The sequence below is a fragment of the Virgisporangium aliadipatigenens genome (assembly GCF_016863615.1).
Taxonomy (GTDB): Bacteria; Actinomycetota; Actinomycetes; order Mycobacteriales; family Micromonosporaceae; genus Virgisporangium; species Virgisporangium aliadipatigenens.
Genome location: NZ_BOPF01000068.1, coordinates 1 through 26,275 on the forward strand (window position 1 = coordinate 1; position 26,275 = coordinate 26,275).

Annotated in this window: 18 protein-coding genes and 2 CRISPR repeat arrays; of the genes, 15 read left to right on the top strand and 3 right to left on the bottom strand. The window is 69.7% G+C overall.

Annotated features, from left to right (window positions below; translation table 11 throughout):
- Positions 1-362: helix-turn-helix domain-containing protein (locus Val02_RS45425; protein WP_506023891.1), on the bottom strand; the 362-nt coding region annotated here is incomplete at its 3' end.
- Between the two features lie 299 nt (positions 363-661).
- Here Val02_RS45425 and fxlA point away from each other — a divergent pair.
- The 4 genes from fxlA (at position 662) to fxlM (ending at position 6,391) form a co-directional block, all read left to right on the top strand.
- The gene (gene fxlA / locus Val02_RS45430) at positions 662-832 is read left to right on the top strand and encodes an FxLD family lanthipeptide (protein WP_203905601.1); all 171 of its coding nucleotides are present in this window, start codon (positions 662-664) and stop codon (positions 830-832) included.
- A 65-nt stretch (positions 833-897) separates the two neighbouring features.
- Positions 898-3,960, top strand: a complete 3,063-nt coding sequence (locus Val02_RS45435) for a lantibiotic dehydratase (protein ID WP_203905602.1) — start codon at positions 898-900, stop codon at positions 3,958-3,960.
- Positions 3,957-5,147 carry a lanthionine synthetase C family protein gene (locus Val02_RS45440; RefSeq protein ID WP_203905603.1) on the top strand — a complete coding sequence of 397 codons (1,191 nt, stop codon included), beginning with the start codon at positions 3,957-3,959 and terminating at the stop codon, positions 5,145-5,147. The genes Val02_RS45435 and Val02_RS45440 overlap by 4 nt, the downstream gene beginning before the upstream one ends.
- A gap of 38 nt (positions 5,148-5,185) precedes the next feature.
- Positions 5,186-6,391 (top strand): methyltransferase, FxLD system, encoded by a 1,206-nt coding sequence (gene fxlM / locus Val02_RS45445; protein ID WP_275415684.1) that lies wholly within the window; start codon positions 5,186-5,188, stop codon positions 6,389-6,391.
- 345 nt (positions 6,392-6,736) lie between these two features.
- Positions 6,737-9,994: a CRISPR direct-repeat array (repeat unit 28 nt; unit sequence GGACCACCCCCGCATACGCGGGGAGCAC).
- Between the two features lie 75 nt (positions 9,995-10,069).
- Here the strand turns inward: fxlM and Val02_RS45450 are convergent.
- Positions 10,070-12,169, bottom strand: coding sequence for an N-6 DNA methylase (locus tag Val02_RS45450; protein WP_239153825.1), 2,100 nt, complete (start codon positions 12,167-12,169; stop codon positions 10,070-10,072).
- Between the two features lie 86 nt (positions 12,170-12,255).
- Between Val02_RS45450 and Val02_RS45455 the strand changes: the two genes are divergently transcribed.
- Together Val02_RS45455 and Val02_RS45460 are read left to right on the top strand one after the other, a co-directional pair.
- On the top strand, positions 12,256-12,426 hold the full coding sequence (locus Val02_RS45455) for a hypothetical protein (RefSeq protein ID WP_203905605.1): 171 nt from the start codon (positions 12,256-12,258) through the stop codon (positions 12,424-12,426).
- A 19-nt stretch (positions 12,427-12,445) separates the two neighbouring features.
- A complete protein-coding gene (locus Val02_RS45460; protein ID WP_239153826.1) occupies positions 12,446-13,123 on the top strand; it encodes a hypothetical protein in 678 nt (225 codons plus the stop codon).
- 3 nt (positions 13,124-13,126) lie between these two features.
- On the opposite strand, the gene Val02_RS45465 is transcribed toward Val02_RS45460, so the two are convergent.
- A complete protein-coding gene (locus Val02_RS45465) occupies positions 13,127-14,374 on the bottom strand; it encodes a serine/threonine-protein kinase (RefSeq protein ID WP_239153827.1) in 1,248 nt (415 codons plus the stop codon).
- Between the two features lie 179 nt (positions 14,375-14,553).
- Between Val02_RS45465 and Val02_RS45470 the strand changes: the two genes are divergently transcribed.
- The 9 genes from Val02_RS45470 to cas2e are packed head-to-tail and all read left to right on the top strand — an operon-like array spanning position 14,554 to position 25,688.
- Positions 14,554-16,674, top strand: a complete 2,121-nt coding sequence (locus Val02_RS45470) for a UvrD-helicase domain-containing protein (RefSeq protein WP_203905607.1) — start codon at positions 14,554-14,556, stop codon at positions 16,672-16,674.
- The gene (gene cas3, locus Val02_RS45475) at positions 16,671-19,550 is read left to right on the top strand and encodes a CRISPR-associated helicase Cas3' (RefSeq protein WP_203905608.1); all 2,880 of its coding nucleotides are present in this window, start codon (positions 16,671-16,673) and stop codon (positions 19,548-19,550) included. The genes Val02_RS45470 and cas3 overlap by 4 nt, the downstream gene beginning before the upstream one ends.
- A gap of 32 nt (positions 19,551-19,582) precedes the next feature.
- Positions 19,583-21,202: a type I-E CRISPR-associated protein Cse1/CasA gene (gene casA / locus Val02_RS45480; protein ID WP_239153828.1), complete on the top strand. Its 1,620-nt coding sequence runs from the start codon at positions 19,583-19,585 to the stop codon at positions 21,200-21,202.
- The gene (gene casB / locus Val02_RS45485; RefSeq protein ID WP_203905610.1) at positions 21,202-21,849 is read left to right on the top strand and encodes a type I-E CRISPR-associated protein Cse2/CasB; all 648 of its coding nucleotides are present in this window, start codon (positions 21,202-21,204) and stop codon (positions 21,847-21,849) included. The genes casA and casB overlap by 1 nt, the downstream gene beginning before the upstream one ends.
- A complete protein-coding gene (gene cas7e, locus Val02_RS45490) occupies positions 21,846-22,967 on the top strand; it encodes a type I-E CRISPR-associated protein Cas7/Cse4/CasC (protein ID WP_203905611.1) in 1,122 nt (373 codons plus the stop codon). Before casB ends, cas7e begins: the two co-directional genes overlap by 4 nt.
- 37 nt (positions 22,968-23,004) lie before the next feature.
- Complete coding sequence (gene cas5e, locus Val02_RS45495) at positions 23,005-23,706, top strand: type I-E CRISPR-associated protein Cas5/CasD (protein WP_203905612.1); 702 nt, start codon at positions 23,005-23,007, stop codon at positions 23,704-23,706.
- 3 nt (positions 23,707-23,709) lie between these two features.
- Positions 23,710-24,375: a type I-E CRISPR-associated protein Cas6/Cse3/CasE gene (cas6e, locus tag Val02_RS45500; protein WP_203905613.1), complete on the top strand. Its 666-nt coding sequence runs from the start codon at positions 23,710-23,712 to the stop codon at positions 24,373-24,375.
- Positions 24,376-24,387: 12 nt separating this feature from the next.
- On the top strand, positions 24,388-25,341 hold the full coding sequence (cas1e, locus tag Val02_RS45505) for a type I-E CRISPR-associated endonuclease Cas1e (protein WP_203905614.1): 954 nt from the start codon (positions 24,388-24,390) through the stop codon (positions 25,339-25,341).
- Positions 25,341-25,688: a type I-E CRISPR-associated endoribonuclease Cas2e gene (gene cas2e / locus Val02_RS45510; RefSeq protein ID WP_203905615.1), complete on the top strand. Its 348-nt coding sequence runs from the start codon at positions 25,341-25,343 to the stop codon at positions 25,686-25,688. The genes cas1e and cas2e overlap by 1 nt, the downstream gene beginning before the upstream one ends.
- A gap of 224 nt (positions 25,689-25,912) precedes the next feature.
- Positions 25,913-26,243: a CRISPR direct-repeat array (repeat unit 26 nt; unit sequence GGACCACCCCCGCATGCGCGGGGAGC).
- The last annotated feature ends 32 nt before the right edge of the window (positions 26,244-26,275 follow it).

Consider the following 26,275-nt stretch of genomic DNA (forward strand, 5'->3'; position numbering starts at 1 on the left):
CTGACGTCGTTGCTCTCCGGGAAGAACAGGCCGGCGTAGACCAGGATGTCGATGTTGCTCGTCGCCTGGCGGATGAGTGATCTCCACAGGTCGACCGGGACGGCTGTGCGGGTGGGGTAGAAGGTGACCAGTTCGGCTTGACCGGCGGACACGATCTTGGCGTCGTGCCGGGTCGATGGCCATAGGTAGACCTCGTCGACGCCGAGCAGGTTCGCGGCCGCGACCCGGTGTGCACGGTGCGGGACGCGACCTTTCGTGACCCACCGTTCGGCGGTCTTCGGGTCAACGCCGAGCTGTTCAGCGACCTGTGCCGCTGTCAGCTGCGCGGCGCCGATCGCGCTGCGCCGACGCTCGTTGACCATCTCTCATCACCTCGGCACACGACGGGGACTGGCGGGACGTTGCGCCGGGCTCCGGGACGTCCCCAAGTGTCCCGGTGCGGCGGTGACAACGCCCCTACCGAAACGGATCGAATCACAGTACGCACCGAGCGCACTGGCACCATCATCCGGCTCGTCTGCGTCGGGCGCGGTCGTCGCGACGGTTCGCCAGGTTGCGGCTGTGCGCTGACAAGGTTGTTGCCGGTGGGGCTGAAGCACCGGTGCTGTGCTGGTCCACCACCGTGTTACCTGTTTCGCGTCCATGGAATGCGAGGTCCGTCATGCCCGTCCCCGCTACACCGACGTCGAGTCCGGCGTCGAGCGACATCTACCCCGAGTTCGATCTGGACGTCCAGATCACCACCGACGCTGAGGTTGGGTACAGCGTCCGTCGCTGTGACACCAGCGACGGCTGCGCGGCCACCTGCGCCTCGTCCTGCGCCAGCAGCTGAGCCGTCAACGTCTGGCGGGGCCGAACGATCGGCCCCGCCTTCGCCCTCGAGACGACGGAGGTGCCGTGACTTCGACGAACGTGCCGCTGTATCGGCACGCGGGCGGGGGGATGCTGCGGGCAGCGGCGCTGCCGCTGACCGCGGCCCCGGGCGACTGGCCGGTCCTGTCCGACGTCGGCTCCTGCCGATCATGGCTCGGCCGCAGTTGGCAGCTGCCGGGCTTCGCCGCCGCGGTCCGCTACGCCAGCGCACCGTTCGCCGACCTCGTCCAGGCGGTCCTTAGCGAGGAGACTGTCGACGGTAAGCAGGTGCGGCGGGTGACGTTGGCGACGATGCGGTATCGCCTGCGGGCCGTGGGCCGCCCAACACCGTTCGGACTGTTCGCGGGCGTGGCCCCGATCCAGGTAGGTGCTACCGCCACGGCGGCGTGGGGTGCGAAGCATCGCGCGATGATCCGCATCGACACGCTATGGCTCGACGGGCTGGTGGAACGTCTGGAGACGTCGCCGGAACTGCTGCCCCACCTGGACGTCACGGTCTCGGATCTGGTGGTCGATCGCGGCGATCGTGTCGAGGTTGCGCGGGGCGCCGGCCGGGTGTCGGTGCGTAACAGTGCTGTCGTGCGTCTGGTCCGGGACGCGGCGGGAAGCCCGGTGCACTACTCGCTACTCGCCGGGAAGGTAGCGGACACTTTCGCCGAGGTGCCGTCGTCGACGATCGACGCAACGCTGCGCACCCTCATCGCCCAAGGTGTCCTGACCACGAGCCTTCGGGCACCGATGACCGTGACAGATCCGCTCGGCTTCCTGATCAAGACCTTGGGCGCCGTTGAGGACGCCGTGGCGGAGGCCGCGGTCGTTGCGGCGGACCTGCGCGACGTGGCGCAGCTCATCGGCGAGCACAACGCTGAGAACGATCCACGAACTCAGGTGGGTCTGCGGGACACGGCGACTGCGCGGCTGAGACGGGAGTCGGCTGTGGGCCGTACCGCCCTGGCCGCAGATCTGCATCTGGACTGCCGGATCACGGTGCCCAAAGGGCTCGCCGGTGAGATGGCCGACGCGGCGAGCGTGCTGCTTCGGCTGACCCGCCAGCCGCGTCCCGACCCGCGGTGGAACGACTGGTGCCAAGAATTTTGTGACCGTTACGGCACCGGCGCCGTCGTCCCGGTCACCGAAGCCGTCCACCCGGATGCCGGGATCGGGCTGCCCGCCAGCTATCCGGGCAGCACGCTGCCGGCTCCGGATGACGACACGGTCAGCCGCCGCGACGCCGGGCTGTTGCGCCTGGCCTGGGATGCGCTCGCCGCAGGCCGGCCGGAGATCGTGCTCGACGACGACCTGATCGCCGCGATCACCGCTGAGGCTCCGATCGATCCACGCCGGATTCCGCCGCATGTCGAGCTGGGCGCCCGCGTGCATGCCGCCACGGCAGAGGCGTTGCAGGCGGGGGAGTACACCTTCACTGTTCACCCGGCGCAGGCGTTCGGCATGTTGACCGCCCGGTTCGGGCCAGCTGCGACCGCCGCTGGCCTCGACGCCGCCTACGCCGCCGCGCCGGTGAGCGTGGACGGTGCGCTGAGTGTGCAGCTGTCGTTCCCGCCGCTGTTTCCGCAGTCGGAGAACGTCGCCCGGATGCCGACCCATCTGGCGCATGTGGTGTCGCTCGGCGAACATCGCACCAACCCGAATGCCAACGTCTTAAGTGTTGAAGACCTGGGGGTTGTTGCTGTCGCGGACGGGCTGCATCTGGTCAGCATCTCCCGCCGGCAGGTGATCGAACCGCAGGTCTTCCACGCCCTGGCGTTGGAGAAGCAGGCGCCGCCGCTGGCCCGGTTCCTCGCCACGCTGACGCGCGGGTTCCTGCCCCGCTACACCGAGTTCGACTGGGGGCCGCACAGCACACAGTTGCCGTACCTGCCGAGAGTGCGCTACCGGCGCGCGATCCTGGCCCCGGCCACGTGGCGGCTCGCCGCCACCGACCACGCCGCCCTCAATGCGGCGCCGTCCTGGGACGACGCGCTCGCCGGGTGGAGGCAGCGGTGGAACTGCCCGGACACGGTCGAGGTGCACGATGATCACCGTTCGCTGCGGCTGACCCTCACCGTCGCCGCGCACCGCACTATCCTGCGCGAACACCTGAACAAGTACAGCGCCGCGACGTTGACCGAGACCGTCTCCGCCGCCGACACCGCATGGATCGGCGGCCATGTTCACGAGATCGTCATGCCGTTCGCGCGGACGGCCCCGCCCGCACCGAACCTCGTCACCGGACAGTTGCCGCTGGTCACCAACACCAGCACGGCGCATCGTCCCGCCGCACCGCACAGCAGCTGGCTCTACGCGCAGGTGTTCACCCACCCCGAACGGATCGACGACCTCATCCGCACCCACCTCCCGGCGTTGCTCGCCACCCTGGACGGCGAGCGGGCGTGGTGGTTCGCCCGCTACCGCAGCATGCGCGACACCGACCACCTCCGCCTGCGGATCCGCACCCGCGGCACCGACGAATACACCGCCGTGGCCGCCGCGGTCGGCCAGTGGGGCCACCACCTTTGCGACCTGGGAGCGGCGTCGAGGCTGTCGCTGGCGACGTACTTTCCCGAGGTCGGCCGCTACGGCAGCGGCGCGGCGATGGATGCCGCCGAAGCGGTCTTCGCCGCCGATTCCCACGCCGTCGCCACCGCCATGCGGCTACTACCGGCCAAGGTCATTCACCCGCAGGCACTGACCGCGATCGGCATGGTCGACATCGCCGACGGCTTCCACCACGACCACCAGCAGGCCACCGACTGGCTGCTGAACCACCTCGCCGCCAAGGCCGCCCCGACCGCCGCACGGTCCGCTGCCGACCAGGCCACCGCTTGGGTCACGGCCGGGCTCCTACCGGACGGCACACCGATTCCCGCGCCAGTGGCCGAGGCGTGGCAGGCCCGGCGCGTCGCCCTGCGCCGGTACCGCGCCGCCCTGCCCGACGACGCCAACGTAAATGGCGTGCTCACCGCGCTGCTGCACATGCACCACAACCGCGCCCGCCTCATCGACCGTGCCGACGAAGCAGTGTGCATGCGCCTGGCCCGCCAGATCGCCCTTGCCCGCCGCGCACGTGCTGCCGGGACTGTCGTATGAGGACGACTACCGCGACGTCCGCCGGTCCGCTCAGCGCTGCGTCTGCGGGCTGGTTGCAATCCCTCGCCGACGGCGCGCCCGGGATCGCGTTGCCGCACATCGTGCGCGCCCGCGCCGGCCGTGCCGGCTGGGCGCCGGTGCACGAGTACGCCAAGGCGATGACCCGTGAACCGGTCCACGCCCACCCCGAGACCACCACCCTGTTCCGGGGGGCACCCGCCGTCGCCTACGCCCTCCACACCGCCGGTCACCCCGCCTACGCCGCCGCCCTCGCCAGACTCGACCACAGCATCGAACACGTCACCCGCGCCCGCCTTGACGCCGCCCACCGCCGCATCGGCCGCGGCCAGATCGCTCAAGCCCGCGAGTACGACCTGATCAGCGGCCTGACCGGTCTCGGCGCCTATCTCCTTCACCGCCAGCACCGGGACCTACTCCGCGACGTGCTCACGTACCTGGTGCGCCTTACCGCACCGATCAGCGCCGACGGTGAGGCGCTGCCCGGCTGGTGGGCGACCGGTAGCCCGGACCGGCGGCAATCCCCCCGATGGGACGACGGGCACGCCGGGTTCGGCATGGCACACGGCATCGCCGGGCCGCTGGCGCTACTGTCGGCCGCGATGCGGCGCGGGGTCATCGTCACCGGACACGACCAGGCCATCACCACGATGTGCACCTGGCTCGAGACCTGGTCGACCGGCCACGGCGAGCACACCTCATGGCCCGAGGTCATCAGCCGCGACGAACTGCGCGACGGCGCCGCCGCCGACCCTGGCCCGCACCGACCGTCCTGGTGCTACGGCGTTCCCGGCATCGCCCGCGCCATCCAGAGCGCCGGCATCGCCGTCGGTGACCCGCCGCGTGCCCGTGCCGCGGAACAGGCCCTGCTCGGCTGCCTCACCGACGCCCGGCAACTGGCCCACCTCACCGACCCGGGACTGTGTCACGGCTGGGCCGGCCTGATCCACACCACCCGCCGCGCCGCCGCCGACGCGACAAGCGGCGACCTCGCCGCCGCCGCAGACAGCGCCGCCCAGATGATGCACCTGCACCTACGCCACCACGGACAGCCCGTCACCGACGGGCTCCTGGACGGCAGTGCCGGCGTCGCACTGGCCGCCACGACCGACACCGGCACGGATGGGTCCGGCGGCCCGTTCTGGGACACCTGTCTCCTGACCATCTGAACCACGCAGCCATCGAGTACCGACCGGGAAAGGCTCTTATGTCCACCGCCACCGACACGCCAGCCGAAGTACTCCGCGCCCGCATGGTCGAGCGCATCCTCGCCGGCCAACAGCTCACCCCGACCGTCGAGACCGCCATGCGCCACGTCGAACGCCACCGCTACGTTCCCGACGTTCCGGTCGCAGACGCTTACGACGAGAAGGCCGTCATCACGCACACCTTCCCCGACGGCACCCACCTCAGCTGCGCCTCCGTACCGAGCCTCGTCGCCGCGATGCTCGACGCCCTCCAGGCGCAGCCTGGCCACAACATCCTCGAAATCGGCGCCGGTACCGGCTACAACGCCGCACTGCTCGCTACCCTCACCGGCAGTTCAGGGCAGGTCGTCACCCTCGACATCAATTCCGACGTGACCGCCGCAGCCCGCCGCCACCTCGACGACACCGGCTACAGCCACGTGCGCGTCATCACCCGCGACGGCGCCGACGGCGCTACCGAACACGGCCCCTACGACCGGATCATCGTCACCGTCGGCGCCTGGGACATCCCCCACACCTGGTGGGACCAACTCACCCCCGGCGGCCGCCTCGTCGTCCCGCTGCGGTGGCGCGGCACCACCCGCGCGGTCGCGTTCACCAAGACGACCGACCGCTGGGAGTCCGACTGGGTATACCTCTGCGGCTTCGTACCGATGCTCGGCCAACCCGGCGAACACGCCTCCACCATCGACCCCGACGGCCTGGTCACCCTGTACTACGACCTCGACCAGGACGTCGACACCAAGGCACTCCAAGGCGTCCTCGATCAAGAAAAGATCGAGGTGTGGTCGGACGCGACCGTCGCCGGTGACGAACCGTTCGACGGCATATGGCTGCGCTTGAGCGCCACCGACCACCGGACCCTCCGCATCCAAGCCGACCAGAAGGCCATCGCCTCCGGCCTGTGCACACCAGCCATCCCCACCCGCACGCCCGCCCTCGCCGACGGCAGCTCGCTGGCCTACCAGACGATCCGCCGCAGCACCGATGAACCGGGACGCTGGCAGATCGGCGCAACCGGCCACGGACCACACGGCGCGCAGCTGGCCGCACGCATCGTCGAACAGGTGACCGCCTGGGACCGCGACCGCACGGCGGTTCCAGCCCTGGCTGCCTACGCGACCGGCCGGGCACCCCTGGCAGACCTGACCGGCAACGCCATCGAGAAGCCGGAGACCCGCTTGTTCCTGACGTACGACACCTGAGCACCCGCCGCACAACCAAGCGACCGAATCCTCTACAGCTGCGAAACGCTAACTGTTGGACTGCCTGGACGCGGTCAGCAACCGCGCAGCCATCCCAGCCGAGACAGTCCGGTGGCGCAGGCGGGCGAAACAGCGGGCAAGGTGTGGTGGAGGCTGAACCCGCGGTCAGGATTGCGATCGGGGATGCCTGAGAAGAGTTGGCCGCCTTCTCGGCTGGTTGGCGATGCCACGCTGCAACGCCTTGCGTAGGAGAGTTCTTCGCAAGCGACTGGCACTGCGAAGCCATCACCGCCTCCGCATATGCGGGAGCACAGCAACTCGGGCGAGCGATCCGTCAACATCGCCGGACCACCCCCGCATACGCGGGGAGCACGAGGAGCCGCTGGGCACGTTCGGCGCCGACCTGGGACCACCCCCGCATACGCGGGGAGCACAACCCCGATGGCGTCGACACAACGGTGTTGCTGGGACCACCCCCGCATACGCGGGGAGCACGGGAACTGTTGCTCAGCGACGGTCGTCGGACCGGGACCACCCCCGCATACGCGGGGAGCACGTCTTGTGGAAGTAGGACAGCGCGGCGCGCTGCGGACCACCCCCGCATACGCGGGGAGCACGCAGCGCAGATCGTCCTGGCGCTCCTGGTCGCCGGACCACCCCCGCATACGCGGGGAGCACGGGATGTGCGCCACGATCGCCGCCGCGAGCGCGGGACCACCCCCGCATACGCGGGGAGCACTTCCGGGCCTTGGACAGCAACGGAACCGCCATCGGACCACCCCCGCATACGCGGGGAGCACGGGGACCGGCTGACCCGTTCAGTCGGACGATGGGGACCACCCCCGCATACGCGGGGAGCACGTGCGCTTCGACACCCGCACACAGGTAGACGAGGGACCACCCCCGCATACGCGGGGAGCACACCGTCGCCGGTGCCGACCTGCGCCAGCTGGACGGACCACCCCCGCATACGCGGGGAGCACTTCTTCATCGCGATGGGCACCACCGTCGCCGACGGACCACCCCCGCATACGCGGGGAGCACGGCAGAAGCCCCACGAGCGCGGCGGCGAGCGGGACCACCCCCGCATACGCGGGGAGCACCTATTTCCTGCCGCTATCCATATCGGATTTGCGGGACCACCCCCGCATACGCGGGGAGCACACCTTCAACAGGTTCACCGGACCTTGAGCCTCAGGACCACCCCCGCATACGCGGGGAGCACTCACCGTCACCAATGCGAGTGGTTCGCAGAACGGGACCACCCCCGCATACGCGGGGAGCACGCCCGGCACGCCCGCTTCCGCAACGCCCTCGACGGACCACCCCCGCATACGCGGGGAGCACGTCGCCCTGGTAGCCGCGCGGCAGGTCGTACGGGGACCACCCCCGCATACGCGGGGAGCACGGGTCCGGGTCGGGGTTACCGGTGCCGCCCGTGGGACCACCCCCGCATACGCGGGGAGCACGGCGATGATGTCGGCCCGGAGCTTGCGGGGCGTCGGACCACCCCCGCATACGCGGGGAGCACGCCGTCGACCCGGGGCACGACGGGACCCCGGACGGACCATCCCCGCATACGCGGGGAGCACAAGCGGGCGAGCTGGGCGAGCATCCTGTGCTCGGGACCACCCCCGCATACGCGGGGAGCACGGGACCCGTCAGCAACGGCGTACCGAATGCGTCGGACCACCCCCGCATACGCGGGGAGCACTCCTCAAGGCTGTTAACGGTCCAATTAAATTTGGGACCACCCCCGCATACGCGGGGAGCACTTAGCAGGGGCAGCCTTACGCGGGTTGCTAGCGGGACCACCCCCGCATACGCGGGGAGCACGCCCTGGAGGGCTACGACGAGCGCCGGCCGGAGGGACCACCCCCGCATACGCGGGGAGCACACCGACGCCGACCGCTACACCAGCGCCGACCGAGGACCACCCCCGCATACGCGGGGAGCACCCGCCGATGATCGCCTCCGTCGTCACGCGCGACGGACCACCCCCGCATACGCGGGGAGCACGCCGGCGTGGCTCTCGCGATCATGGTGGCCGTCGGACCACCCCCGCATACGCGGGGAGCACCTTCGAACCTCAGGCCCAAGACGGGCTCGGTTCGGACCACCCCCGCATACGCGGGGAGCACTGGTGACGATCACGCTGCCGCCCTTCCGGCTCGGGACCACCCCCGCATACGCGGGGAGCACCTCCGACAGGAGGTTGTACAGCGTGTCGGAGCGGGACCACCCCCGCATACGCGGGGAGCACATCACGCTGACTGACACCCCGGCGGGGGTCAGCGGACCACCCCCGCATACGCGGGGAGCACACTCCAGGGACGGTGTACTACGGGTACGACACGGACCACCCCCGCATACGCGGGGAGCACGTCCGTTTTGCGCTTGCGGCTCGTCTCAGACACGGACCACCCCCGCATACGCGGGGAGCACTCGTACGGCACCGACGACGTCGACCAGCGGTCGGGACCACCCCCGCATACGCGGGGAGCACCACAACCGGCACAACGGCGCGACGACCGCGTTCGGACCACCCCCGCATACGCGGGGAGCACGTATTGAGCAGCCCCCGGAGTTCGTCGGTGGACGGACCACCCCCACATACGCGGGGAGCACGCGCTGTCCGCGTAGAAGCGGCGGCCCGTGGCCGGACCACCCCCGCATACGCGGGGAGCACGGAGGATCGTGGTTCGAGTCCACGGGTGTGCACGGACCGCCCCCGCATACGCGGGGAGCACTTCGATGAACTTTGCACTGACGATTTCGAACTGGGACCACCCCCGCATACGCGGGGAGCACCGCTTCAGCTTCTCCTTCAGTGCGTTCCGGATGGGACCACCCCCGCATACGCGGGGAGCACATCCAGACACGCCCGACCTTCGTCACGGTGGCGGGACCACCCCCGCATACGCGGGGAGCACGCGCCGCGTCCGGGTTCTTCGACGCCGTGATGCGGACCACCCCCGCATACGCGGGGAGCACGCCCCCTGACCACCACGGGTTGGGCCGCTGTCGGGACCACCCCCGCATACGCGGGGAGCACTACCGGGCCTCGGTGACGCCGGGCGCCGGGCGGGGACCACCCCCGCATACGCGGGGAGCACATACCGGTGAACGTTCTACTGCGGTCCTTCGACGGACCACCCCCGCATACGCGGGGAGCACTACTACGAGGCCGGATGGCACGGCACGCTCCCCGGACCACCCCCGCATACGCGGGGAGCACACGGATGGATGTCCATCAACGAGGTCCGCGCGAGGACCACCCCCGCATACGCGGGGAGCACAAGTGCTCGGCGGTCAGCTTGCGGATGCCGGCCGGACCACCCCCGCATACGCGGGGAGCACGCGGCCGCCCGCGAACTTCAGGAGGAGATGGGAGGACCACCCCCGCATACGCGGGGAGCACGCAATCCGCAACGGCGACATCACCGCCCAGTCGGGACCACCCCCGCATACGCGGGGAGCACGGTTCGCTGCCCAACAAGAGCAGCAGCACCCCGGGACCACCCCCGCATACGCGGGGAGCACTTCTTCCTGCTTGCGCAGCAGTTCGTAATAGGCGGACCACCCCGCATACGCGGGGAGCACACTTCTTGAACTGCGGCGCTGGAGATCAACATCCTATTTTCTGATCAGATGTGTCCTGGCTTTGAGAGTACCGGTTCACGGTCGTCTGTCGCGGGCGCCAGGCGAAGCGAGATGGTTAGACATCAAGCCGTTCGCGCTGCGGCTCCGCCGTGCGTCGGTGAGTGGCCGCACATCGAGCACCCCGGCGTTGAGCCCATGTGTGATGTCATGTATCAGCACGGTCCCAGTGTTGGTGAGCTGTTGGAGCGTGGTGCGGTACTCGGCTAGTTGACGGAATGCCTGTCCGTACCTTTGTTGGTCGGCGACCGGTAGGACCGGAATGGTGAGGTGCTTGAGGTCGATCCTGAGTACCCCGCTGCTGGAGGTGGCGCGCTGGGATCGGTTGTGGGCGAGCGATAGTGTTCCGGCGACGAACCAGGGATCGAACTGTGATCGGTTGACTCGCAGTAGTTGTACGCCGGCGTCGAGTTCGGTTCCGACCTCTTCTGGGTGCGCGACGTGGGCATCGATTTCGCGTCCGGTGGTCGGCAGGAGGATGTCGTCGGCTCGGATCCGCAGGTCCTTGCTGCCCGACCGGGGCGTGTTGTTGCCGCTGTAGGTCTGGCCTCGGGTCGGTGTGCGGATGGCCTCGATGCTGCCGGAGCGGATGAGGTCGGCGAGGTTGGCTCGGGCGACTGTGCCCCGCGGGTCGCGGGTCGCGGGTCGAACGGCGGGCAGGCTCGTCTGCAGCGTGGTCAACAGGCGTTTGAAGACGTCGATGTCGTTCAACGTCGCGGCTGGATCGATTGTCGTCTCGGTCGGCGGCTGTAGGTGCCGCTGGGGTGTGAGGTCGACCTGGCTGTCGAGCAGGTCGATAGCTGGGACGACGCGGTGAAGTCCTGGAGCGTCGGTGTGTTTTCCGGACTGGTAGTCGTGCCACGCCTTCGCGATCAGGTCGGTGAGCGGCTGGGTGCTGGCCGCGGAGTCGACGAACAGGATGCCGTCGGCGGCCGGCTGACGGTTCGTCGGTTGGGTCAGTACCCAGATCTGTAGGCCGACGCCGACGGGTGGCATGAGGCCGGCGGGTAGGGCGATGACGGCTTGCAACGCGCCTTGCCGGAGGAGTTCGGCGCGGATGCGTCGCCCGGCGGGGCGGCTGGCAGCGGCTGGGGGCATCAACACGACGGCGGTACCGCCGGGGCGTAGATGGGCCAGGGCATGCTGGATCCAGGCGAGTTCCGGTTCGGTGCGCGGCGGCATGCCGTACACCCAGCGCGGGTCGTAGATGAGTTGGTCGTGTCCCCAGTCGTGGATGCCGAACGGGAAGTTCGCGATGGCGACGTCGGCGCGTAGATCGGGGTATGCGTCGGCGAGCAGGCTGTCGCCGACCTGCATCTGCGGTGCGGGAGCACGGCGACCCGCTCGGGTGGCACGACGGTGGACAAACCACAGTCGTAGCAGGGCGATCATCGCGTACTGGGGTTTGATCTCCTGGGCGAAGCACTGTGTCGTGGTGCCGTGCTGTGTCGCCTTGTCGGCGGCCATGCGCAGGATCGATCCGGTGCCGCAGGTGAAGTCGAGGATTCGGCTGCCGTGTCCCGCGATGGCCAGCATCACTTGAGCGACCGTGTCCGGTGTGCCTGCCAGGCCGGACATTGATTGGGCGGAGGTCACGTACCGGTGGTGCAGGTACTCGAAGACCGTCTCCGCGTCCTGGTGGCGGCCGAGTTGGTCGACGGTGCGCAGGATGGCGCTCAGCGCGGGGTCCCACTGTTCGGGTAGGACGGTGCCGATGAGAGTGGCGAGGCCGTGGTCCAGGGCGCGCAGTGCGCCGGCCAGCTGCCGGGGCGTGAGGATGCGGTCGTTGCTGGCCGGCTTGGTGCTGCGGGCCAACAGGTAGGCGCCGGCGATGGCGAGGGCGTCACCGATGCGCGCCGCGGGCTGGTAGCTCTCGATGTGTTTCCAGGCCCAGTGCCGCGGGTCGGCCTGGTGTAACTTGCCCTCGCGGCGTAGCCACTGCTCGACTTCTTTGGCGTCGAAGGTGGGGCTCGCCGGAGTGCCGCCGACCGGCTGCGGGAAGTCGGTGTGGCGGCGGCGCCAGTTGCTGACCGCTGCCCGGCCGACGTTCGCCAGACGGGCGATGTCGCTGGCCGTCAGGGTGGCGTCGTCGGGGATGTTGCCTAACTCGCTGTTCACGCGTGAACGCTACCACTCGGTGAGAACTTTGTGGTTGCTGTTCACAAGGTGCGGTGTTAGCGTGGTCGCGCAGAGGGAGGTGGCCCATGGCACGTCGAGGACACAGCACCACGATCGGAAAATTCGCCAAGCACGAGCTGGACCGGCGGCGCTCGGAGATTCGCATGTTCGGAGATCTGCTGCGTCGTGAACAGCAGGCGCGCAGCCCTGTCGCGACGGCCGAGCCTGATCGGGCCGACGCCCACCACAACGACTGAAGGAGGACCATGAACACGGTTGCTCACATCCACCCTGTCGACGACCGCCGCACCGCCGTTCACGCCCGTCGGGTACCTGGCTGAGGGCGTCCGCACGTTCAGCGGCCGGCCCCACGACGAGACCGTGTATCCGTTCATCAGGATGGATCCCGGACAGGGCAGGGCCGTGGCCAATGCCTACATCGCGGCACCGCGACGTGACACCCGGGCTTTCGACGCATACGCCGCGCTGTGCCGGGAGACCGTCGAGCAGTACCACTTCCTGATCGGCCGGATCGAGTTCGGCGGACTCGGTGTGGCGGTACGGGTCGTCGACGATGATCCGTATTCGAGCGCGGAGGCGATGGTCGAGGACCTGCACGAGCGGCGGTTGCGGGTGTTTGCCAGCGCGGCCAGCGGCAATCCGCACCCGTATCTGAGTGACGGCGTCAACGACATGTTCCGTGCGGTGCACGACGCGTTCGGCCACGCGGCCAGCGGCCGTGGATTCGATCCGCACGGGGAGGAGGCGGCGTGGCTGAAGCACAGTGCGATGTACTCTGCGCCGGCCCGCCGCGCGTTGGCCACGGAGATTCGCGGGCAGACCTGTGCCCTAATCTTCTACGGCCGTGGTGAATTTCCGGAGCAGAAGGCGGCACTGCTGCCGCGCTGGTTCAGCGACCGCCGGTCTGTGCATGTCCGGCGCGACGGCCGGTGACGCTCATCCGACGGCGGGACTTGCGGCACGCACGGCCGCGATCTCCTTCTGAAGATCCAGCACGGCGGGGTGGTCGGCACCGTCCAGCCGGATCCGTTGTGCCAGAAGGATTTCCATCTGCCGTAGCGCCCGGCTGTGCTCGTTCAGCGGTATGTGGGCACGGGCGGCACGTAGCCGCCAGTCGAAAACCTGGGGGTGACCGGGGCCGTGCTGCTCCTCGACGCGGTCGGCCAACTGCCGCCAGCGGCGGGCTGCGTCACGGTACCTGCCGGCGGTGAACAGTTGCTCGGCGTCGTCGTCACGGTCGAGGGCTTTTGCCCTGGGCCGTGGCGCGACCGGAGGCGATGCGGGGTTCTGCCCGACAACGGCGCAGTAGTGCCGTACTGGGTCTGCGCCGTCGTTGATCACTCCAGGCATCGGCGGCGGATTGCCGGCCAGCGGCGCCAACGTGTCGTAGACGTGCCGCGCGGTGGCCGGACGTTCGTCGGGGTGGCGCGCGAGCAGGGCGTGAACGAGGTCGTCGAGCGCCGGTGGTGTGTCGGGACGTCGACGCGAGGGGCGCGGCGGGGTGCGGTCCAGTTGGCGTGCCGCGGTGGTCATCGCGCTGCCGTCCTCGACCGGGTGTTCCGCGGTGAGCAGGTGGTAGAGGACGCCGCCGAGGCCGTAGAGGTCGCTGCGGTGGTCGGTCGGTTCGGCGAGGATCTGTTCGGGCGCCATGTATCCGACGGTTCCCGGCGCCTCGCCGGTGCGGGTGATGCGGGAGTAGCGCTCGTCGTCGCGTAGCGCCGCGAGGCCGAAGTCGAGGACCTTGACGGCTCCGCTCGGCTCGAGCATGACATTGCTCGGTTTGAGGTCGCGGTGCACCAGGCCGATCTCCTGCGCGGCGATGAGGACACTGCTGATCTGCGCGCCGATGGCGGCGACCCACGCGATCGGCAGCTGTCCCTGCTCGGCCGTCAGGTCCGTCAAGGTCACGCCGGTGATCTTCTGCAGGACGAGATAGGGGTGGCCCTCGTGGACGCCGAAGTCGTAGACGGCCGGGACGCCGGGATGCTCCAGCCGTGCGGTGAGGCGGGCCTCGCGCTTGAACCTGCGCACGAGGTCCACGTTGCTGGTGGACGTGAGCGTCTTGACGACGACGTTGCGGTCCAGCCGGGTGTCCCGCGCCGGCCACACCTCGCCCATGCCGTCATGGGCGAACGGGGCGCGGGCGAGTAGGTAGCGGTCGTCGAGACGTGCCTGCGGCAACACGCCGATCAGTCTATTCGGCGATCGGGGGGACGAAGTTCTCGAACCGATCGAGCGACGGCACCTCCGTCGCGCGCGCGTGAACGGTGTCCAAAACGGCATTGCTTGAAATCAGTGTTCACAATATGCTGCGCAGGTCGATCGCTGCCCAATGGTCGGCAGCTGTCCCGGAGGGGAGCGGTATGGCCGAGTTGGCCATCGATGTGGATTTCCTGCGGCGCTACGCCGGGCTGCAGCGACCGGTGCAACGGGCGGTCGACGCGGCGATCGGCAGGTTCGCCGAGCACACCCACGCCGGCCTGCACCTGGAGAAGCTCACCGGGGCACGCGACCCGCAGGTGCGCACCATTCGGATCAACGACTTCTGGCGCGGCGTCGTGGTGGCCCTGGGCGGCGCCCGCTACCTGCTCAAAGAGGTCCTGCCGCATGACGACGCGAACGCCTTCGCCGTCAGCCGTGTCTTCTCGGTCAACCAGGCACTCGGCGTCCTGGAAGTCAGGGACCAGACCGGAATCGAGGAGTTCGCGCAGAACCTGCCGGCAGTCCCGCCGGGCGACGCCTTGTTCTCCGGCGTGTCCACCGCTGACCTGCACCGCCTCGGCATCAGCCCACAGCTGGTCCCGCTGCTGCGACGCCTCAACGACGTCGTGCAGCTGGACAGCTTGTGCCACCTGCTGCCCAAGGCGCAGAGCATCGCCCTGACTGGCCTGGCCTCCGGCATGCGCACCGACGAAGTCCTCCACGAGGTGTCGGAACTCATCCTGTCCGGGGAGGACCCCGGCGACGTCGACATCCACGACCTGGAAGCGGCCGCCCGCCGCACACCCGACCGGATCACGTTCGTGTCCGGCCCTGTCGAACTGGCCGCGATCCTGGCCCACCCCTTCGACCTGTGGCGTGTCTTCCTGCACCCGACCCAGCACGACGTCGCGTACCGCGTGACCTACAGCGGCCCGGCGCTGGTCACCGGCAGCGCCGGGACGGGAAAGACCGTCACCGGCCTGCACCGCGCCGTGTTCCTCGCCGGCCGGCTGCCCGACGACGGCTCGAAGGTGCTGCTCACCACCTTCACCCGCGCGTTGGCCGACGCGCTCGCCGCGCAGCTGTTCCGCCTCACCGGCGACCCGGCGCTGCGGCGGCGCATCGAGGTCATCAGCATCGACAGACTCGCCTACGAGATCGTCGCCCGTCACCGCAAGGTGAACGTCGCCACCGACGAGGTACTGGCCCCGCTGTGGCAGGAGGCCGCCACGTCAGGCTCGACGGCCGAGGATCGGGCCGGGCGGCCCAGCCGCTTCGGCAGCGTCTTCCTGCGCCGCGAATGGGAACAGGTCGTCCTGGCCCAACAGCTGACCAGCGTCGAGGCCTACCGGGAAGCGTCCCGCGGGGGCCGCGGCACGGGCCTGCGCGCCGAGTACCGCGACCAGGTGTGGCACGCCATCACGTCGGTGACGGACCAGCTCACCAAACGGGGCCTGAGTACCCACACCCAACTCGCCGACGAGGCCGCCGACATCATCCGGCGCTCATCCCCGCGCTACCGGCACGTCGTGGTGGACGAAGGGCAGGATCTGCACCCGGCGCAGTGGCGCCTGCTGCGGGCGCTGGTGCCCGCCGGCCCGAACGACATGTTCCTGCTCGCCGACCCGTACCAGCGCATCTACGACAACCGGGTGTCGCTGTCCACCCTCGGCATCCACGTGCGTGGCCGGACCCGCCGCCTGAACGTCAACTACCGCACCACCCACCAGATCCTCGAACTGTCGGTGCGCGTCCTCGGCGGCGATCCGGTCGTCGGCCTCGACGAGCAGGAGGACACATTGCGCGGCTACCGCGCGGTGACCCACGGCGGCACACCGCAGCTGACGGCGTACACCGACCGCGACAGCGAACTCGACGCCCTGATCGAACGGGTCGGCACCTGGCTGGAGCAAGGCGTCGAACCCCACGCCATCGGGGTCGCGGCCCGCACCGGCGCGCTGGTGAAGACGATCCGCCGCACGCTGAGCGAGGCCCACATCGACGTCGCCGACGACAAGAACGGCATCGACGGGGTGCGGGTGGACACCATGCACCGGATGAAAGGCCTCGAGGTCCAGTGCCTGGCCGTCGTCGGCCTGGACGCGGCGGTCCTGCCGGCACCGAACGCGGTCACCTCAGCCGTCGAGGACCCGCACGCCCACCGCCAAGACCTGCAACGGGAACGCTGCCTGCTGTTCGTCGCCCTGACCAGGGCCCGCGACGTGCTCTACCTCTCGCACAGCGGCACCCCCAGCAGCCTCCTTCCCGGAACCGCATCGTGAGCCCGTCCGCCGGCCCGCCGCTCAGCGAGGCGACCCGCTGCGTGTGGGGCAAGACCGACCGCAGCGGCACGTCACCGGTCGGATGGCTGCCGCTGTGGCGGCACCTGGCCGATACCGCCGACGTGGCCGGCCGCCTCTGGGACGACTGGCTCAGCGCCGCCGTACGGCGACGCATCAGCGACCCGCTGCCCGGCGGCGAGGCCGACGGCCGCACCCTCGCCGTGTGGCTGGCCGGAATCCACGACATCGGCAAAGCCACCCCCGCCTTTGCCATCCAGGCCCCGCACCTCGCGGCACGCATGCACGAACACGGGCTGCGCTACAAGGCGGATGAGATCCGCGCCGAACGTCGGCTGGCCCCGCACGCCACTGCCGGGCATCACATCCTCGCCGGATGGCTGCAACGCCACGGATGGCCGGACCCGCATCCCGTCGCCGTGATTGTCGGCGGCCACCACGGCCTGCCACCGACCGACATCCAGCTGCGCGACGTGCAGCTGCGCCCCTACCTGTGCGGCGACTCCGCATGGAAGGACACTCAGAACGAACTGCTCGCCTGGATGAGTGACCGGTGCGGCGCCGCGGCACGGCTCACCGCCTGGCGCGACATCGCACTACCGCAACCGGTGCAGGCGCTCCTGACCGGCCTCGTCATCGTCGCCGACTGGATCGCCAGCAACGAGAAGTACTTCCCCTACCTCCTCGACACCAGCGACGCCGACCGCCTGCGTGCCGGCTGGGACGAACTCGACCTCCCGCTGCCCTGGCTGCCCGGCCCGCCACCGTCCGATGTGGACACTCTGTTCGCCGCCCGATTCTCGCTGCCTACCGGCGCCGTTCCGCGGCCGGTCCAGCGCGTCGTCACCCAGCTGGCCGAGACCATGCCGACCCCCGGCATGTTGATCATCGAGGCGGCGATGGGGGAGGGCAAGACCGAGGCCGCGATGGCCGCGGTCGAGATCCTCGCCCGACGCACCGGCCTCAGCGGCTGCTACCTCGCCCTGCCCACCCGGGCCACCAGCGACGCCATGTTCGCCCGGATGCTGGCCTGGCTGCAGCGCCTGCCCGACGCCCGCACCGACCGTTGCCACCGCGACGTGCGGCTCGCACACGGCAAAGCCGCCCTCAACGCCGACTACGACACACTGCGCCACACCTCCCTGCCCAGCAACATCGCCGCCGACGAGGGCGGCACCGCCATCGGTGTCCACACCTGGCTCGCCGGACGCAAACGCACCCTGCTGTCCAACTTCGTCGCCGGCACCATCGACCAGCTTCTGTTCGCCGCGCTACGCGGCAAACACCTCGTGCTGCGCCACCTCGGACTCGCCGGCAAGGTCGTCGTCATCGACGAGGCCCACGCCTACGACGTCTACATGGCACAGTTCCTCGAACGCGCCATCGAATGGCTCGCCAGCTTCCACGTCCCCGTCGTGGTGCTCTCCGCGACCCTGCCCGCCGGGCGTCGCGCGGCCCTGTTCGCCGCATACGACCGTGGCCGGCTCGGTGCCCCGCCCAAACCCAGCTGGCGCGACCGCGGTCGAACGGCCGCCGACCCGTACGCCGCGCTTCGCACCGACCTGCGCTACCCGCTGGTCAGCGTCTCGGCGGCGCGCCGCGGTGCGCTCGCGCACGCCTGCGACGACTCCGGCCGCGCCACCGACGTCCGCCTACTACCCCTTGACGACGAAGCGTCGACGCTGGCGCTGCTGCTGCGCGAGCACCTCGTCGACGGCGGCTGCGCCCTCATCGTGCGTAACACCGTCGCGCGGGTCCAGGAAACCGCCGCCGCGCTGCGTGCCGCGCTCGGCCCGGACACGCCGGTAACGGTCGCGCACTCGCGGTTCATGGCCGTCGACCGCGCCGCGAAAGACCAATGGCTGCGTGACACGTTCGGACCGCCGGCAACCGGCACCCGCCCGCACCGGCACATCGTCGTGGCCAGCCAGGTCGCCGAACAGTCCCTCGACATCGACTTCGACCTGCTCGTCACCGACCTCGCCCCCGTCGACCTGATGCTGCAGCGCATCGGCCGCCTGCACCGACACCCGCGGCACGACCGACCGGCTCTGCTGCGCACCGCCACCTGCTGGGTCACCGGTGCGGACTGGAGCGTCCAACCACCGCAACCGGTGCGCGGCTCCCGCCTCGTCTACGAACCTGCAACACTCCTACGCAGCGCCGCCGTCCTGCAGACCCACCTGGCCGGCGCACCGCTGCGGCTGCCGGCCGACATCGCACCGCTCACCCACGCCGCCTACAGCGAGGCACCCCCGGGCCCGCCACACTGGAAACCCGCCATCGATACCGCCGACGCCGCCATGCGTGAGCGGCAAACCACCAAGCAGGCGAAGGCGAACGGCTTCCGCCTCGCCGAACCCGCCGAGCCTGGCACACCGCTGATCGGCTGGCTCACCGGCGGCGTCGGCGACACCGACGACCGCGCCGCGCAGGGCCACGTCCGCGACACCGACACCGAATCACTCGAGGTCATCCTCCTCGTACGCACTGCGGACGGCCTCGTCCTGCCGCCCTGGACCGACAAGGGCGGCGAAGCGGTCACCACCACCACCGCGCCCTGCTGGTCGCTGCAACGGCGGGTCGCCGGATGCACCCTGCCGCTGCCCCGCACGATGACCGACCCCGACGTCATCGACGAGGTCATCGCCGCCCTCGAACAGCGCATCGACCTGCGGGCCTGGCAGGACAGTCCGTGGCTCGCCGGAGAACTCGTCCTCGACATCGACAGCGCCGGCAACGCCCGGGTGGCCGGCTTCGACCTGCACTACGACCCAGAAGAAGGCCTTCGCGTCAGCCGCAGCGACAGCGCCGAATCCGCATCGAGGCAACGCCGAAACGAGGGGGAGTCGCAGTGACGGAACCGACGGCACCACATGGATTTTCGCTCGTGGACGAGGGATGGATCCCGGTTCTCGACACCGCTGGCCGGCGACGCGACGTCGGCCTGCTGGAGTTGCTGACCCTGGCCGGTGACATCCGCACGATCGCCTGCGAACTGCCGACCCAGACCTTCGCACTCCTGCGCCTGGCGCTGGCGGTGCTGCACCGGGCCACCGACGGTCCCGCCGGACAGGCCGCGTGGCGGACACTGTGGCAGGACCGGCAGATGCCGGTGCGGGACATCACCGACTACCTCGACACGGTCCGCGACCGATTCGACCTCTTCCATCCGGCACAGCCGTTCTACCAGGTCGCCGACCTGCGGCCGGGCACCGCGACCACCTTCGGCCTCGAACGCCTGATCGCCGACGTGCCCAACAACATGCAGTACCTGACCAGCCGGGCCGGATCCGGCCTCCAGGCGATCTCACCGGCCGAGGCGGCCCTGTGGCTGGTGCACTGCCAGGCATTCGACCCCTCCGGCATCAAGACCGGCGCCGTGGGGGACCCGCGCGTCAAAGGCGGCCGGGGATATCCGATCGGCGTCGCCTCCGCCGGATCGTTGGGTGGCGTCCACCTCGAAGGCGCGGACCTGCGCGAGACTCTGCTGCTCAATCTGGTGCCGGTCGACCCGAGATGGCGGGCCGCCGACGAACGCGACCTTCCGGTGTGGGAACGACCCCCGCACACCGCCGCGGAAGAACCGGCGTCCGCACGCGGCCCGTTCGGCGTACTCGGCCTCTACACGTGGCAGTCCCGCCGGGTGAAGCTCTTCGGCGACCGGCAGGCCGTCACCGGCGCCATGATCTCCATCGGTGACCCGATCGACTGGCAGGACCGGCAACTGCTGGAACCGATGAGCGTCTGGGGCCGCAGCGCACCGAGGGAAAAGGCGCAGAAACGGCCCGTCGTCTACCTTCCCCGACCGCACGACACCACCCGGGCGCTGTGGCGTGGACTGCAGACCCTGCTACCCCCGCCGTCGTCCGGTTCCGAGGCGCCGCAACGGCTGGCGCCGATGCTCGTGCAGTGGCTCGCCGCGCTGACCGTCTCCGGTGCGGTCACCGCGCAGTACACCGTGCGGCAAAGAGCAACCAGCGTCGCCTACGGCTCCCAGCAAGCCGTCGTCGACGACGTCTACACCGACGCGCTCACCATGAACGTGCTGCTGCTCGTCGAGGACTCCCCGCTGCGCACCACGGCCGTCGACGCGGCGCAGGACGCCGACGCCGCCGTCCGGCAACTACGGTCCCTGGCCGCGAACCTGGCCCGCGCCGCCGGCAGCGCCGGCGCCGAGCAAGGCGCCGCCGACCGGGCCGCCGAACACGGCTACGCCCTCCTCGACCGCGGCTTCCGGGACTGGCTCGCCGCGCTGCATCCCGACAGCGACCCGCTGACCGAACGACGCCGCTGGCAACGACACGTCCGACAGGCCATCGCACGCACTGGCCGCGACCTTGTCGACGCCGCCGGACCGGCAGCGTGGACCGGACGCCCGATCACCGACCGCAACGGCAAAACCCTGCACTACTCCAGCCACCAGGCCGAGGCATGGTTCCGCGCCGGACTCGCCAAGGCGCTGCCGCTGGCCGCCGCCGACCCGGACCAGCAACAGGAGGTTGCGTGATGAGCACCGCAGACACCGCACCAACCCGCAGACGGGCCCACCGCCCACGAGGCGAACTCGGCGACCACGTGGCCCGCACCATCGGCAGCCTGCAAGCACAGGTCCTGCGCGACCCGCCCCGACCCGAAGCGATCAGCGCCCTGGCCCGGCTGCGCCGCGGCATCGGCCGCGCACCCGGCTTCGACTACACCCTCGAGGAGTACCTTGCGGTTCCCGAGGACCTGCTCGGCTTCCGGCCGGTCGACGACACCCGGCCCACCGACTCCGAACAGGCGGTCCACGACGCGCTGACCCTCTACGCACTGCACCAACAATCCCGGCGCGAGCCGATGCACACTAGCGGACAAGGCCTCGGACACGCGATGGCCCGCCTCATCCACACCTCCGACACCCCCGACGGAGTCCGCCGCCGCTTCGCCGCGCTCGGCACCGCCACCACCTACAACGAAGGCATCTACCACCTGCGCGGCCTCGTCACGATGCTGCGCGGACACCGGATCCCGCTCGACTACGGCCTGCTGGCCCACGACCTGCGACGCCTGCGCCAACCCGGCAAACGCGCCGACGTCCAGGCCGTGTGGGGACGGGAGCTCTACCGCAACCGCATGAACGAGCCCACCGCCAACACTGAGGAGACCTCCGCATGAGCCGCACCATCATCGACGTGTACGCCCTGCAGACCGTGCCGCCGAGCAACCTCAACCGCGACGACAACGGCTCCCCGAAGACCGCGATCTACGGCGGGGTGCGGCGGGCCCGGGTGTCCAGCCAGGCATGGAAACGCGCCATCCGGCTCGGCTTCGCCGAACTCCTCGACGACACCCAACTCGGCGAACGGACCAAGCGCGTCGGTGAGGCACTCGCCGAACGCATCACCCGCGCGGAACCGGCCCTCACCGACGAGGAGGCTAGCACCATGGCCGCCGACGTCTTCGCCGCCCTCGGCCTGGCCAAGGCCGAGAAGAAGACGGCGGCCAAGAACGCCGAGTCCGGCTACCTGCTCTTCCTGAGCCACCGGCAGCTGGACAACCTCGCCGCCGCCGCCCTGGAAAGCCGCAAGAGCGGTACACCGCTGGACAAGAAGCGGCTGAAAGAACTCGCCAACACCGAACACTCGGTGGACATCGCGATGTTCGGCCGGATGGTGGCCGACATGACCGACATCAACGTCGACGCCGCCTGCCAGGTCGCCCACGCCATCAGCGTGCACGGCGTCGACACCGAGTACGACTACTTCACCGCCGTGGACGACCGCAAGCAAGACGCGGCCGAAACCGGCGCCGGCATGATCGGGACCGTGGAGTTCAACTCCTCCACCCTCTACCGCTACGCCACCGTCGACGTCGATTCCCTGCACGAGACACTCGGCGACCCGGCCGCGACCCGCATCGCCGTCGAGGCGTTCCTGACCGCGTTCACCCGCAGCGTCCCGACCGGCAAACAGAACACCTTCGCCCACCGCACCCTCCCCGACGCCGTCCTCGTGCGCGTGCGCGACACCCAGCCGATCAACATGGTCGGCGCCTTCGAAACCCCGATTCAGGAAGCGGAATCCGCCGGCCGTGTGCGCCTCGCCGCGACCGCCCTGGCCGATCACATCCGCCAGGTCGAGGCCGCATACGGTGAACTGCCGATCGGCAGCTGGGTCACCCAGGTAGGGCAGCGCACCGCGATCCTCGCCGGCCTCGGCACCGCAGTACCCTTCGACGAACTCGTCACCGCCGTGGGAAACCAGACCGCCGCCGCCCTCGGGCAGCCGGCATGAACACGCCCGACACCGCCCGGGCCGCACAGGACCTGCGATGAGCGTTCTCCTGCTGCGACTCGCCGCACCGATGCAGTCGTGGGGATCCTCCAGCCGCTTCGCCCGCCGCGGCACCGAGACCGCCCCCACCAAAAGCGGCGTGATCGGACTCCTCGCCGCCGCCAAAGGAATCCGCCGCACCGAACCGTTGACCGAACTCCTCGCCCTGGAATTCGGCGTCCGGCTCGACCAACCCGGCCAGGTCATGCGCGACTTCCAGACCGCCCGAACCCTCGACGGCCGTACCAGCGCCCCACTGACCTACCGGTTCTACCTCGCCGACGCCGCGTTCCTCGCCGTCATCGCCGGCGAACACCCCCTCCTGACCGGCCTTGCCGAGGCGCTGCACCGACCGGCCTACCCGCTCTACCTCGGACGCCGCTCCTGCCCACCGGTAGGCCCGATCAGCCTCGGCGTCCACGACATGTCACTGGACACCGCCCTGCAGACCTGGCCATGGACCGCCTCGACCTGGTGGCAACGCAAAGCCGCCAGCAGCGTGCACCTCGAATACATCCGCGACGCACGCGCCGACGAACCGACCACCGAAACTGTGCACGACGCACCACTCAGCTTCGACCCGGCACACCGCCGCCACACCTGGCGAGCCGTGCACCGCGGCCACGTCGTCATCCCCAATGAACATACCCGACACGCCGCACCCACCGAACACAACCCGATGAGCCTGCTGGGAGGCTGACCGTTGTTCCTCACCCGGTTCACCGTCGACCCCAACCGCCGCGGCGCACGAAAACTCCTCGCCTCGCCCCAGGCCATGCACGCCGCCGTCCGCGCCGCGTTCACCACACCTGAGGACCACGACCGCCCTGGCGCACGAACCCTGTGGCGCCTCGACGCCACCACCGCCGAAACCCTCTACCTGTATATCGTCAGCCCCGGCCAACCCGACCTCGCCCACCTCGTCACACAAGCCGGACACACCAGCGGCGAGGCCTGGGCAACCCGCCCCTACCAGGGATTGCTCGACTCCCTGAAACCCGGCCAACGATGGGCGTTCCGCCTCACCGCCAACCCCGCCCACAGCGGCCGCAAGACCGCCGAAGCCAAGGAAACCCAACGCTTCGGACTACTACGTCCCGCCGAACAACAGCAATGGCTCGCTGACCGCGCCGAGCGCTGCGGCTTCGCGCTGGCTCCCCAGACCGACGGGCAACCAAACCTCACAGTGCACCGCCGTCAAACACTCAGCTTCAGACGAGGCGCCGGCACCGTAACCCTCACCGTCGCCACCTTCGACGGAATCCTCGACATCACCGACGCGCAAGCGTTCCGGAAAACCCTCACCGCCGGCATCGGCCACGCCAAGGCATACGGCTGCGGACTACTCACCATCGCCCCCACACGCTGAACCGGGCAGCGAATGAAGATCCCAGGCGTACCACCGGCTGAACTACCCGACCTCAACCGGGCCGAAGACCGCATCAGCTTCATCTACCTCGAACGCAGCGTCATCCACCGCGACAGCAACGCCCTCACCGCCACCGACGACCGAGGAACGGTCCACATCCCGGCCGCCACCATAGGCGCGCTTCTCCTCGGACCCGGAACCAGCATCACCCACGAAGCCATCGCCCTGCTCGCCGACCACGGCGCCACCGCCGTCTGGGTCGGCGAGCGAGGCGTCCGCTACTACGCCCACGGACGATCGCTCGCCGCATCAAGCCGACTCATCACTGCCCAGGCACACGCAGTCAGCCACCGCGACCGGCGACTCGTCGTGGCCCGCGCCATGTACGGACTCCGCTTCCCCGGCGAAGACACCGCAATCCTCACCATGCAACAACTTCGCGGCAAAGAAGGCGCACGAGTCCGCCGCCTCTACCGCGAACACGCCACCAGAACCGGCATCACCTGGAACCAACGAAACTACCGGCCGAACGACTTCAGCGCCGGCGACCCCATCAACCAAGCACTCTCCGCCGCCCACGCCTGCCTATACGGCATAGTCCACACCGTCATCGTCGCGTTGGGCACCGCACCGGGTCTGGGATTCATCCACACCGGACACGAACGAGCCTTCGTCTACGACATCGCCGACCTCTACAAAGCAGAAATCACCATCCCGGTCGCCTTCGACGTGGCAGCGAACAATCCCACCGACATCGGTGCCGACACCCGCCGAGCGGTGCGCGACCGAGTCCACGACGGCTCGATCCTGCGCCGCTGCGTTCAAGACATCCGAACGCTCCTGCTGCAACCACAGCCTGGCGGCCCCATCGACGACGAGAACGAATCGCACGGACTCTGGGACGAAAGCGGATACGAGGTCCCGGCAGGGCTTAACTACGACGACGGACAGGACATCGGCTTCTGATGACAGTCGTCATTCTCACCGCATGCCCCGAAGGGTTACGTGGACACCTCACGCAATGGCTGCTCGAGATCGCCGCTGGCGTCTACATCGGACACGTCAGTACCCGCGTCCGTCGCAGACTCTGGGCACGGGTGATAGACATGGCAGGACCAGGACGCGCATTGATGGTCTATCAGACCACCGGCGAACAACGGCTGTCGTTCCTGGTCCACGACCACCAGTGGACGCCTGTGGACCTGGACGGCATCACCCTGGTCCGCCGCCCCGCGGAGGCTATATTCAATGCAGCGCTGCCAGCTGGGTGGAGCAGGGCGGCGAAACGCCGCCGATTCGGACGACGAACCTGACCAGGTCGCCAATAGGGAACGTGTGGCGGTGCTGATAGGTGGGGGGTCGTCGTGGGACCACCTCATGCATGCGCCCGCCGCGCGGGAAGCACGGAGATCCTGTGGCGCGTCGCTTTCGCATGCCCGAACCACCCCCGCACGCGCGGGGAGCACTGGCGACCCGCCGCTGCGGGCTCGGACCACCCCCGCACCGCCGGCTCCGCCCCGTCGACTGCGTCCTAGCGGGACCACCCCCGCATGCGCGGGGAGCACAAGTTGCGCGAGCAGGAGCCCGGCTGGCCGCACGGACCACCCCCGCATGCGCGGAGAGCACGCAAAAGCCCGCGTACCTGGGTGTTTTCACACCGGACCACCCCCGCATGCGCGGGGAGCACATCGCTACGCCGATCAGGCCGGCCGCGACCCCGGGACCACCCCCGCATGCGCGGGGAGCGCGTGCTCACCGCCGTCGTCGCGGGGATCGCCGCGGGACCACCCCCGCATGCGCGGGGAGCGCGATTCCGCCGTCGGAGAGCGGTCGGCCGATGACGGACCACCCCCGCATGCGCGGGGAGCGCCGGTATTTGTCGGCCCGGCTGATTCGCCCG